Source organism: Euzebyella marina, assembly GCF_014855515.1.
GTDB lineage: Bacteria > Bacteroidota > Bacteroidia > Flavobacteriales > Flavobacteriaceae > Euzebyella > Euzebyella marina.
In genome coordinates, this window is record NZ_JACYFK010000001.1 from 1,939,554 (window position 1) to 1,951,879 (window position 12,326).

Sequence of the window (12,326 nt, forward strand, 5' to 3'; positions counted from 1 at the left end):
GAAATTAAATGGGTACTGCGTAAGAATGTTTGATGGTACCCATGACAAAAGTGCTATGAACGCTACCTATGTTGTCTATTAGCCCCAGTTCATTAATGACAAAAGATTGGTAATGCTTCATATCCTTCACCAAAATTTTAAGTAGAAAATCATAATCGCCCGAAACATTATAACATTCGGTTACTTCTTTTAGAGACACTATATCCTCAACAAATTGATTTCCGATTTCTTTGGTATGTCTTCTTAGGGTAACTTGACAGAATACGATAAAAGACTTTCCTACCTTTTCGGCTTCTACAATGGCCACATATTTCTCAATGACGCCATCTCTTTCCAAACGTTTGATCCGTTCGTAAACGGGGGTCGGCGATAAATGTACTTGCTGGGCAATTTCCTTTGTGGTGAGTTTTCCGTTTTCTTGAAGAATAGTTAAGAGCTTTAAATCAATTTCGTCCAATAGTTCCATAGAATAATTATCTGCTTAGCCAGTCTTAATGAATCTCTTAAAGTTTTTTGCGCTTTGAAAAGATGTAATATTAGTTAAATATTCTGTATTTAAACTTAAATAAGGTTTAATAATCTTTAAAATTTACTTTTGATGGTGTAATAGTTAAATAAATTATGAAGTCAATCGTATTAGGTTACCCTCGTATTGGGGCTAACAGAGAGCTGAAAAAGATTATAGAAAAGTATTGGCGTGGCGATGCCACAGAAGATGAGTTCCTAAACGTCGGTAGGCAAATCAAATCGGAAAATTGGAAGTTACAACACGACTTAGGTGTCGATTTGATCAGTTCCAATGATTTTTCGCTTTACGACCAAGTTTTAGATATGTGTACTACACTTGGTTGCATTCCGCAAAGATTCGAACATCTTGATGGTTTAGATCAATACTTTGCCATGGCCAGAGGCCTTCAAAATAAGGAGGTCGATGTAACGGCTATGGAAATGACCAAGTGGTTCGATACCAACTATCATTATATCGTTCCAGAGTTTACAAGTGAAACCAAATTTCCGTTGAATCCTGATAAAATTCTTGGAGAAATAAAGGAAGCAAAGAAATTTGGTATACAGACTAAACCTGTCATTATTGGTCCGGTAACTTTTCTTCTACTAGGAAAAGAAAAAGAGGATGGTTTTAATCGACTTGACCTTCTTTCAAGCCTTCTTCCTTGTTATCAAGAGCTTTTGGAGTTGATTGCAAGTGAAGGTGTCGAATTTGTACAAATCGACGAACCCATCTTGGCTAAAGACTTATCCCGTGAAGAACAATTGGCGATTAAGAAATCATACTCGTTTTTTGCGAACAATTCCACAAAGCTGAAAATCATTTTAGCCAATTATTTTGATTGTTACGGAGCAAACCTCAACTTGGCCCTTGACCTGCCTGTTCAGGTATTGCATCTTGATTTGGTTAGATGCCGGTTGCAGTTAGATGATATATTAGCACACCCATTATTCAATGGTAATAAGATTCTTTCTTTAGGTCTAGTCGATGGTAGAAATATTTGGAAAAACGATTATGAACAATCGTTAAGGCTAGTCGAAAAGGCCAAAGAAAAGTTAGATAGTTCTCAAATTTGGATCGGTACTTCTTGCTCTTTGCTGCACAGTCCGGTAAATCTAGAACTTGAATCAAATAATGAAAAGATTCCGAATGAAGTTAAACAATGGTTGGCTTTTGCCGAACAAAAATTAGGTGAGGTTATAGACCTAACAACCTTGGCGAACGGTGAGGAAGGAGGAATCATACTTGAAAGGTTATCAGATAATAAGAGGGTACATTCATTAAAGCGTTCTTCGAAACTAGTTCACAATGGTGAGGTTAAGAAAAGGCTAGAAAACCTGCAAGAAAGTGATTCGCAAAGAAAATCTCCGTTTACCCAGCGACAACTAGAGCAGCGTAACCATCTCCGATTGCCTTTATATCCGACAACAACAATCGGTTCTTTTCCGCAAACAAAAGAAGTAAGAATCCAAAGAAGAAAATTCAAGAAGAACGAATTATCTTCAAAAGCCTATGACGAATTTCTTTTCAACGAAACTCATGAGGCCATCAAATTTCAGGAAGCTATTGGTCTTGATGTTTTGGTTCACGGCGAGTTTGAAAGAAATGATATGGTTGAATATTTTGGTGAGCATTTATCCGGTTTCGCGTTCACTCAATTTGGTTGGGTTCAAAGCTATGGCACACGTTGCGTAAAGCCACCCATTATTTATGGTGACGTCTCAAGACCGAAACCCATGACGGTCAAATGGTCATCTGTAGCCCAGAGTTTAACGAAGAAACATGTAAAAGGAATGTTGACCGGCCCTGTAACGATTCTTCAATGGTCATTTGTACGTAACGATCAACCGAGGTCGGCCACCTGCAATCAGATAGCTTTAGCCATTCGAGATGAAGTCTGTGATTTAGAAAAGGCGGGTATTAAGATTATTCAAATAGACGAGCCTGCGATACGAGAGGGGCTTCCCCTGAGAAAAGAAGATTGGGCTACTTATCTAAATTGGGCCATTAAGGCATTTCGAATTTCGGCAAGTGGGGTAGATGATAGCACTCAGATTCATACCCACATGTGTTATTCTGAATTTAATGACATTATTGATGATATTGCAGAGATGGATGCCGATGTCATAACTATTGAGACGTCACGTTCTGAAATGGAACTTTTACAGGCATTTGTTGATTTTAAATATCCTAATGAGATAGGCCCTGGGGTGTATGATATTCACTCCCCAAGAGTGCCAACAACCGAAGAGATAGAAAATTTGTTGGAGAGGGCGTCTGAACTACTTCCTATCGAGAATATTTGGGTGAACCCTGATTGTGGTTTAAAGACCAGGGATTGGCCAGAAACTAAATTAGCTTTGGAAAACATGGTTCGAGCGGCGCAAAAACTTCGTCAAAAGCAGCTGCAATCGGTTTAGCGGATAGTTGGAACGGATTATGCCTTTTTTGATATAGTCAAGGTTAGTTTTAATCCAATAAATTATAAATTAGGTGGATTCTCCTTAAAGATTTATCTTAAGGATGTCCACCTTTTTTATTGGATTCTATTATGAAATACACTTTCATGCTTTTTATAGGGTTAATTGCTTCGGTCATTTTTATGGAGAGTAATGAGGTGGCTTCGATGAAAAAATATAAGCCTTTAGAGAGAGATTCGAACATAACTACAGAGAAGGCTTATGATCAGGTAATGCAGGTCCTTATGCATCCTCGGTGTATGAACTGTCATCCAACCGATAACGTACCTAAGCAGGGCGATGAAAGGCATCCTCACTATTTTGATATGGCTAGAGGCGAAAACGATAAGGGGTTTTCCGCTACCAAATGTGCTGCCTGTCACCAAGAAGAAAACAATGATTATTCAGGTGTACCGGGGGCATCCCACTGGGCTTTGGCTCCTGCTAGTATGGGCTGGCAAGGGCTGAGTAAAACTGAAATAGCAAAACGCTTACTTAATCCATCTACCAATGGGGGCAAATCACATGAAGAATTGGTAGAGCATATGACGGAAGACGAACTGGTGCTATGGGCCTGGGACCCGGGAATAGATGCAAATGGGCAGCCTAGGGAGGTACCTCCTGTCTCAGAAGAAAATTTTAAAATAGCAGTAAAGAAATGGTTTGATGAAGGAGCTATAATACCTTCCGAAAAATAACTTATGGAAATTTCATTTCAAATAAATGGCGAAAACCGGTCTGTTCAAGTTGAAGATGAAAACACACCGCTTTTATGGGTGGTAAGAGATGTTTTAGATTTGAAAGGAACGAAGTTTGGCTGCGGAAAAGCGGCATGCGGTGCCTGTACATTGCATGTAGATGGTGAAGCCGTACGGTCGTGTTCTTATGCAGTCAAATTCGCAAAAGGAAAAAATATAGTGACAATAGAAGGCCTTGGAACTCCTGAACGTCCACATCCGGTGCAACAGGCGTGGGTTGAAGAAATTGTGCCGCAATGTGGCTATTGCCAACCTGGTTTTATGATGGCGACAGCTGCACTCCTTTCCAAGAATGACCATCCTACCGATGAAGAAATCGATGCCAACATAATCAATGTCTGCCGATGCGCTACCTATTACAGAATGAGAAAAGCCATACATAGAGCGGCTGAATTGACTCGAGAAACGAACCTGCAATCCACAGAAAACTCTTAAAATGGCAAAAAAAAGAGTTTCGAGAAGAAAGTTCTTGGTTCGAGGTGCATTGGGTACTGTCGGCGTTCTGGCCCTTGGTACTTATGTGTTCAGGGGCTCGATTAGAAGGGTTATTGCGAAAAAGTTGAATTCGGCAGATGCTCCCTATATGGGCGATACTTCGACTCCTTTGATTTGGTTTGAGATTACCGATGATAATCAGATCATACTCTATAGCCCTAAAGTGGAGATGGGGCAGGGTACTTTTACCGGTCTGGCGCAATTGGCAGCTGAAGAATTAGAGGTCGATGTATCACAGATAAAAGTCGTTCATGCCCCATCTGCCACAGGTAATATGGATGGTTTTGCCACGGGAGGCAGTACTTCTATTTCGGCGCTATGGGTTCCGTTGAGGGAGTTGGCGGCGACCATGAGGGAAATGCTGCTCATCAAGGCTGCTGAGAAATGGAAGGTTGATAGAGATAAAATAAGGTTCTCTGAGGGAAGTTTTTACTTGGGAGAGAACACTATGACTTTTGCCGAAGTAACCAATGGTGTTTCTGAATGGGAGATTCCTGATACACCGGAGCTGAAGCCTACTTCTGAAATGAAATGGGTCGGTAAACCGGTACCCCGAGTCGATTTGAAGGATAAAGTTTTTGGGGCGCCTATTTTTGGTATGGATGCTTCTTTACCGAACATGCTTTTTGGTTCGGTTGTTCGACCCTCTAAAATTGGCTCAACTTTTAAGAATGCTACTTTTTCGGAAGCGGAGAAAATGCCTGGAGTTATTAAAATAGTTCTGGAAAAGGATTTTGTTGGGGTCGTTGCCAAGTCTTATCAAGAGGCCGAAAATGCGAAGCTTGCCATAGAAGTTGAATGGGAAACGGGTGAAGATTGGAACACCTCTGCAATAAAATCGATGTTGACGGTCGGTAAGGGCAAACCGTTCACCATTCAGAAAGAGGGTGATGTTGAAGATGTCTTTGAATCAACTGAGGTAATTGTATCTGAATATTGGAGCCCGATAGGTGCCCACGCCCAGCTTGAACCGAATGGTGCTCTTGCTCATGTAGAAGAGGATAAGGCCACCATATACATGTCTACACAGGTCGTAAAGATTACCCGCGACGAAATTGCCGACCGTCTTGGTAAGGATAAAAATCAAGTGAACATAGTACCTACCTTTTTAGGAGGTGGTTTTGGCAGGCGATTGCACACCCCAAATGGTATTCAAGCAGCTCTGATGTCAAAGGCGGTAGGAAGACCCGTGAAATGTTTTTTTTCACGTAAGGAAGAATTTCAAAATGACACGTTTAGGCCGCCCACGCATCACGTTCTAAAGGCCCGTTTGAATGATATAGGGGCTATTGAGGCATTCGAACACAATGTATCGAGTGGGGATGTCGCTTTTGGTTCTCCCATGGTTCCGAGTATTGCCGAACCTATTTTAGGGGCCGATTTGGGTGCTTGGAGAGGGGGAATGGTTCAGTATGGTGCGATACCGAACTATCAAGCTGTCTCTTGGCGTATAAAATTACCGTTCGCTACCAGTTGGTGGCGTAGTTTAGGGCTTTTGGCCAATACTTTTGCCATAGAGAGTTTTATGGATGAACTCGCCGTTAAAACAGGAAAGGACCCGGCTCAATTTAGATTGGAACATATTCAAAAAGATGATAGGGGAGACCGCTTGTCATCAGTTATAAAAGCCGTAGTAGAAAAATCTAATTATAAGGATGCGGTTGTGAAAGAAAGAGCTATGGGCTTTGCTGCCTCTACCGATGCCAGTACGCCCTGTGCACAGGTAGTTGAGGTTTCTATTACTGATGAGGAAATCAAAGTACACAAAGTTTTCTGCGCTATGGATCCAGGGTTGGTAGTGAATCCCGATCAGGTAAGGGCACAATGTGAAGGCGCTATAATCATGGGTATGAGCGCAGCTCTATTTGAAAAGATGGAGGTAGAGAAAGGGGAGCTAACCCCAACAATTTACGGTCCTTACCAAATGGCCCTTATGAAGCATGCGCCTAAAGAGATTGATATCACTCTATTACAGGGTTCTGAAACTCCAGGAGCAGTTGGGGAGCCCCCATTGGGTCCTATAGGGGCGGCTATAGCCAACGCAGTTTTTAGACTGACCGGAAAGCGCTTAAGGGAAATGCCCCTGCAGCATTATTTAAATTCGTAGTAAACCGTATTATTCAGACCTGCGAATGACTGGTGTGAATGCTTTCTTAGGGTTTTCAATGGTAAGTTGTTCGATTTCATTCTCTGTGAAACCTTCGGTTTTCAATTCAGGAATCAGAAATTGGGTTATTGCATCAAAACTTCTAATTGCACCACCCGCCGGAAATCCGTTTCCGTCATGGGAAAGCAGCACTTTTTTCAATAAACCGTCATTCTTGAACTTTTGTAGTCGGTCAACGTAGTCTTTATAATTAGATGGGTTTACCCCATCCAAAGATATCCACGTTCCAAGTCTTGCCATTTCAAAAAGCATTTCATTGTCTTCCTGTTTATTGGCGTGGACCCAGACCCATGCCGATGGTGAAACTTGGTGTTTGTTTAAAAGGGAAAGGGTTTTCTGAGCAGCATCTCTATTTTCTCCCGTATGAATGGCCATAGTCAGACCAGTTTCTAAGTGGGTCAATATACCTGCTTCCACCAGTTTTAAATCAATTGTCGATGGTGAACCCGAATCGAAAGCAAGCTTTATGAACCCAGGCTTAATTTTCGTCCCATCTATACCTTCTTCAAATTCATTTGTCCAAATTTGGGCGATTTCCTCTACTGGTTGTTCATATGCCAACTGGGGTATGTATCTGTCGTTGGCGCTGCCATAAAAACCCGTGTTTGCAATGATATGTATATCGGTGCGTTTCGATATTTCTTCAAGTAAATCGACCCTTCTTCCGAAATAAGCGGTGGTACAGTCAAATACGGAACGAACCCCTTGTTGCCTTAGACTTTTTAGATAAGGTACCACTTGTTCAAATAGAGCTTTCTCATCATAAAAAGCGGTAGAGTCCATAGAGACCCCGTAGTTTGACATGATATGCTCATGCGTAAGTGACAGGCTCAGGTCATTGGTGCTAATAGTACCTCTTACCGTTGCAATAGAATCATTTTGAGAATGAAGAACCGAAGGGCATACCATGATGCCAAAAAGAAAACACCATGCTATGTTAGTTTTCATCTTAAATGGTTTGTAGTTGGTTTTTTCTTACCTCGATTTCATCGGCAATTTCGTCCCAAAGTTTGATTCGAACCTGTAGTGCTTGTTTGGCAGCATCTAGGGCCTCCAACCAATTCAGTTCGCTAGTGCCGCATAATTCTTTGATCATTTCCAACGAAAGCGGGCCATGCTCGTCACCATCTAACTCAATATGCCTTTCAAGGTAGTAGGTTAGTTTTGGAAAACTAGCTTTATTCTCTTTTGACGACTGCTGAATAATTTCTAAGAACATATCAGGAATCAAATCTTCACGGCCAAAAGTAAATGCAGATGCAATTTTATGTACTTTATTTTCATTAATGGTCTGAAAGGTAAATTGCAAGAAGGCTCTTTCGGCAGGTCTTAAATCGGCATTTTCTAGCTGATTCTTAATGTCGTTCATACCGTCAAGATCATTAATGAAAGTGAGTACCCGGGTTGTATCGGCGTTTACCTCTTGCATGGCATCTAGATACATTTCAAAATGGCTCTTTGGCTCACCCTTCTCATTGATATCGGTTTCTTCGCCAAAAACAATTTCATTGATAAACCGTGCTGTTTTGGTGTTTTTGGCAGGTTTCCAGGGTAATTGGGTACACGTTAGGTGGTTTTGCAACGATTTTAAGAGTGACATAAAATCCCAAACCGGGTAAACGTGTTTTTGCATAAAGATGCGAACGTCTTCCATTTCGGTGAGAAGGGCGTAGACACGATGGTTCGTTAGTTCTTCTCGAAGACCTTTAATTTCTTTTTCAATGGGGGCTATTCCTATCATAAATTTCCTTTTTTCATATAATGCAATCACTGAATTTCAAAGCGCTATTTCTTTCTATAGCATTGAAACAAAGTCGAAAGTATCATGTGCAAAAGTAGCCAATTGTAAATAGTTTGACCAGTTAAGCTCGACAAATGGTTATTGAATCTGTTGATAGTCATATCTATAATTTAGATATAACTTTTAATCAGGCGCCCCCATCTTTAAAATGGATTTAGGGAGGAATATTTAATGAGTTTTGTTGGTCTGAAAGTAAGGCCTATTTAAGAAGTTCTAAAAAATTGATCAGGTAACACTACTTTTGGTCTTTCGAATCTTGGTCTTTTTTTTAAGTGCCGATTTCTCCATGTGTTTTCTGGCCCTATAAATGGATATGACGGCAATGCATGTCCAAATTATATTAGTAAAAAAAGACGGCATGGCATTGTAGTACAGGCAATTAAGGGCGATAAGGAAGCCCCCGATGAGGTTGAGATAGCTACATAGACGGGAGAAATCGCCTGTTTTTCGCAAGGTTAGCGCATAGGAAACAAGCACCATTATAGAGCCTGTCCATCCTGAGAAATCCAAAAAAAACTTTAGTGCCATAAGATCATTCTTTTTTCTCGTTCAATTTTTGAACGATTCTTTCCTTAAAATCAGATTCTATCATATGCTGTTCTACAATACGCATTTCTTCAAGCAACCGGGTGTTGTTATCCATCATGTCTTCCAGGGCTTCGGTAGCGGCATTCCAATAAAAATGGAATTTAGGCAGGTTCTCAATAGCCTTATCCGAAAGCATTAATAGATGTTTTCTGCTATCATTGGGGTCTTGTTGAGATTTTAGATAACCATTTTTTTTCATCTTTTTGACCAGCTTTATCACTCCTGGATGGCTTATCTGGAGAAAATCGGCAATCTCTGTAATTGATAATTTTTCTTCCTTTTCCAGAAGAACAAAAATCATGTGCCAATTGGGTTCTATATCAATATCAAACTCTTTATAAAATTGCTTTGTTTGAACAACAAACAAATCGTTCAAACGCTTAAGCCGCGCAGTGATACCGGGGTACCCCATTTCATATAAAAAGTCATTGCTCATAAATATATATGTTACTGGTTACGCAAATGTAAATGAAAAAATGGTAACTAGTTACATAAAAGATAAAATTATGGTTAATTCAACTTTATTTTTAAGTGAAAACAGTAGCTATGAGAACTAATGAAACTCCTATTCAAGTAAAAAGAACACCTAATTTTACGGGTCAAGTAATTGATATATTAACTCTTAGCTATGGTTCTTTTTCAGGTTGTAAATAAACATACCACTCATTATCAATATGAATAGGGCAAAGGGCAATGAGGTGATGATAAGAAGTTTTTGTACGGCAATAAGCACATCTATTTCGGGTTTGGCATCTCCTAAGAGTAAAAGTGCCATCGTTGCCAATAGTATAAAGACCGACCAAACAAGTCGATGTTTTTTATCTGGTTCTTTCTTACCCTTATCTGTAAACATACTTAAAACGAAAACCGCCGAATCTACCGATGTGACCAAAAAGCTAATTAAAAGAAATATGGTAATGAAATTTAGAAAAGTAGCCATCGGGTAGTTTTCAAAGAAAATAAAGAGTGATGAGAAAATATTGTCGAATTCCCCATTATAACTTCCCCATGCTTCGATGGCCTGAAAAGCTGAAGATCCAAATGCCGAAAACCAAAAGAAGGTTCCTAATGACGGTAAAATCAATACACCTAAAATCAATTGCCGAAGAGTTCGCCCTTTCGATATTCGAGCAATAAATATGCCCGTAAAGGGCGCCCAAGCCAGCCAAAATGCCCAATAGTAGAAAGTCCAATCCGTTAGAAAAGCTATTCCCGGATTATACTCTCCGTAAGCTATACTCATGGGGATAAAATCTAAAATGTAATGGCCCGTTGCTATTACAAATGATTTTAATATGTGCGCTATGTCGCTCGTGAAAAAGATAAAAAGGAGAATGCAAAGGGTAACCAAAATATTGATTTTAGAAATCACCTTGATTCCCTTGTTCAATCCTTGCCAAGCAGAGTAAAAGGCAATGGCAGATACCAAAAGTGTCAATAACAAAGTTACAGAAAGGCCAAAAGAAGCCTTGAAGATATGATTAAGCCCGCCCTTAATTTGAGTGGTTCCTAAACCTATGGCAGCAATCAGACCAAAAACTGTGGTCACAATCGTGACAACGTCAATACCTGCCCTAAATTTTTTACTGGCCCTATTTTCAAAGACGCTACTACTTATTCTAACCTTTCTGTTTTGCCTAAAAAGGGCATAACCGACAACCACTGCAAAAAGGCCATAGAATGCCCAAGCGGTGAAACCCCATTGATAGAAGGTAAATTCGAGAGCCAGAATATCTGCTGATAATTGTGAACTGTACGGCGGGTTCTGTTGCATGTAAACCGGTTCTTGAACCGCCCTCAAAAGTATACCAGCACCCATGCCCGCACTATAAAGCATCGCTGACCATGCCCATAGACTATGTTCAGGTCGGGAGTTCTCTTTGCCCAATCTTATTTTTCCGTAAGGAGAAACGGCAACCGCCAAGAGAAGAACAACACAAGCCAGACCTAAATAAAGATAGAAATAGCCAAAATAGTTACGAACCCATAGAGAAGTTGTTTCAATAGTTTCGTAGGCAGACTCGGTGAAAATAAAGACCCATACGGTAAAAAGAAGCAGAATGCCAGTAGAGATGGTCAGTAATCTGTTCTTTATAAGCTCCATTCGTAGTTAACTTCCATTGGTAGGCGTCTTGGCAATATTACGAATCATACCGCCAAAGATAAAATAATGAAAGGGGAGAAGGCTGTACCAATACAACCGGCCCTTGAGGCCACGTGGTCTAAAGGTAGCCGTTTGATAAAGTATGTTTTTTTCAATCTTGAATTCAAGCCATGCTTCTCCAGGAAGTTTCATTTCCGCGAACAATAATAATCGTCTAGCCTCCCTGTCGGCCAAAAGAACCCTCCAAAAATCAAGCGAATCGCCTGCGAACATTCTATCGGGATGTGTTCGCCCACGTCTCAAACCGACTCCTCCCGAAAGTTTATCCAGAAAACCCCGTACCTTCCATAGCCAGTTGCCGTAGTACCAGCCATTATCTCCGCCAATTTTCCAAATATTATCCAGTACCTCTTTTGGATTATCCACAGCTATTTTCTGCTTATCGGTGAGAACACCGTATTGAGGTACCTGAATGTATTTCTCCAAGCCTTTTCTGAACCTACCGCTTATCATACTGTCTTTCCAGCTACTGATAACCAAGTTTTGTTCTATTTTTTTGAAGGCTAGGTCGATGGCTTCGCGATACGTGTGCGTGCGAATATTAAGAAGCTCTTGTAATCTTCGGTCTTTGGCGATGACCTCTATTTTCATGCTGTCGACCAGGTTCATGGCCAATTTGTAAGAAGTAGAGGTTACAAAATAGAGCCAATAACTCGATAGTTTTGGTGTCATAACGGGCACCGTCAAAATATAATTCTTAAAACCCCGTACCTCTGCATATTGTTCTAGCATGTCTTTATAACTGAGAACATCTGGGCCAGCAATATCAAAGGAATCGTCATACGTTTCTTCATTGCCCAAGACCCCCACTAAGAATACGATGATATCTCGTATGGCGATGGGTTGCGTTTTCGTAAGCACCCATTTAGGTGTTATCATTACAGGTAGTTTTTCGCATAGGTCCCTGATAATTTCAAAACTTGAACTGCCCGAACCCACTATAATACCGGCTCTTAGAACTGTTAATGCGAAAGGGCCCTTGTATAAAATGTTCTCTACATTTTTACGGGATTCTAAATGCCTCGATAACTTATCCTCATTTACGATGCCACTTAGATAAATGACCTGTTTGACCTGGGTCTGCGACATGTATTTATTGAAATTTCTAGCCGTTTTGGCCTCCATGTCGCTAAAATCTTTGGTCGAGGCACTCATCGAATGAATGAGAAAGTAAGCGACATCAATATCTTTCGGAATCTTTTTGGGAATGACTTCTTGAAGAAAATCAATTTCTAATACTTCAATTTGAGACCTTATTTCTGGGGCGACTGAAAAACGGCTCTCATCACGTACCGTACAAATAACGTCGTGCCCGTCTTCCAACAGTTGCGGAAGCAGTCGCATACCTATATAACCGTTTGCGCCGGTAAGCAGTATTTTCATTTT

Annotated in this window: 11 protein-coding genes; 4 read left to right on the forward strand and 7 right to left on the reverse strand. The window is 40.5% G+C overall.

Features of this window, described 5'->3' with window-relative positions; genetic code table 11:
- Positions 1 to 4 precede the first annotated feature (4 nt).
- A complete protein-coding gene (locus IL356_RS07955) occupies positions 5 to 466 on the reverse strand; it encodes an Lrp/AsnC family transcriptional regulator (RefSeq protein WP_121849980.1) in 462 nt (153 codons plus the stop codon).
- 155 nt (positions 467 to 621) lie between these two features.
- Here IL356_RS07955 and metE point away from each other — a divergent pair, with 155 nt between their 5' ends.
- From metE to IL356_RS07975, 4 genes are all read left to right on the forward strand, one after another.
- Positions 622 to 2,928: a 5-methyltetrahydropteroyltriglutamate--homocysteine S-methyltransferase gene (metE, locus tag IL356_RS07960; protein ID WP_192466536.1), complete on the forward strand. Its 2,307-nt coding sequence runs from the start codon at positions 622 to 624 to the stop codon at positions 2,926 to 2,928.
- 131 nt (positions 2,929 to 3,059) lie between these two features.
- Positions 3,060 to 3,665 (forward strand): hypothetical protein, encoded by a 606-nt coding sequence (locus IL356_RS07965; protein WP_162987938.1) that lies wholly within the window; start codon positions 3,060 to 3,062, stop codon positions 3,663 to 3,665.
- 3 nt (positions 3,666 to 3,668) lie between these two features.
- The gene (locus tag IL356_RS07970; protein WP_121849977.1) at positions 3,669 to 4,160 is read left to right on the forward strand and encodes a (2Fe-2S)-binding protein; all 492 of its coding nucleotides are present in this window, start codon (positions 3,669 to 3,671) and stop codon (positions 4,158 to 4,160) included.
- 1 nt (position 4,161) lies between these two features.
- Positions 4,162 to 6,327, forward strand: a complete 2,166-nt coding sequence (locus tag IL356_RS07975; RefSeq protein ID WP_121849976.1) for a xanthine dehydrogenase family protein molybdopterin-binding subunit — start codon at positions 4,162 to 4,164, stop codon at positions 6,325 to 6,327.
- 9 nt (positions 6,328 to 6,336) lie between these two features.
- Here the strand turns inward: IL356_RS07975 and IL356_RS07980 are convergent, their stop codons facing one another.
- The 6 genes from IL356_RS07980 to IL356_RS08005 form a co-directional block, all read right to left on the reverse strand.
- Positions 6,337 to 7,335 (reverse strand): phosphotriesterase family protein, encoded by a 999-nt coding sequence (locus tag IL356_RS07980; RefSeq protein WP_121849975.1) that lies wholly within the window; start codon positions 7,333 to 7,335, stop codon positions 6,337 to 6,339.
- A gap of 1 nt (position 7,336) precedes the next feature.
- Positions 7,337 to 8,128: a DUF3050 domain-containing protein gene (locus IL356_RS07985; protein ID WP_121850781.1), complete on the reverse strand. Its 792-nt coding sequence runs from the start codon at positions 8,126 to 8,128 to the stop codon at positions 7,337 to 7,339.
- Between the two features lie 285 nt (positions 8,129 to 8,413).
- Positions 8,414 to 8,716, reverse strand: coding sequence for a CBU_0592 family membrane protein (locus IL356_RS07990; protein WP_192466537.1), 303 nt, complete (start codon positions 8,714 to 8,716; stop codon positions 8,414 to 8,416).
- A 4-nt stretch (positions 8,717 to 8,720) separates the two neighbouring features.
- Positions 8,721 to 9,212: a MarR family winged helix-turn-helix transcriptional regulator gene (locus tag IL356_RS07995; RefSeq protein WP_121849974.1), complete on the reverse strand. Its 492-nt coding sequence runs from the start codon at positions 9,210 to 9,212 to the stop codon at positions 8,721 to 8,723.
- Between the two features lie 186 nt (positions 9,213 to 9,398).
- Positions 9,399 to 10,880, reverse strand: coding sequence for a BCCT family transporter (locus IL356_RS08000; protein WP_121849973.1), 1,482 nt, complete (start codon positions 10,878 to 10,880; stop codon positions 9,399 to 9,401).
- Between the two features lie 6 nt (positions 10,881 to 10,886).
- Positions 10,887 to 12,323, reverse strand: a complete 1,437-nt coding sequence (locus IL356_RS08005) for an SDR family oxidoreductase (protein ID WP_121849972.1) — start codon at positions 12,321 to 12,323, stop codon at positions 10,887 to 10,889.
- Between the last annotated feature and the right edge of the window lie 3 nt (positions 12,324 to 12,326).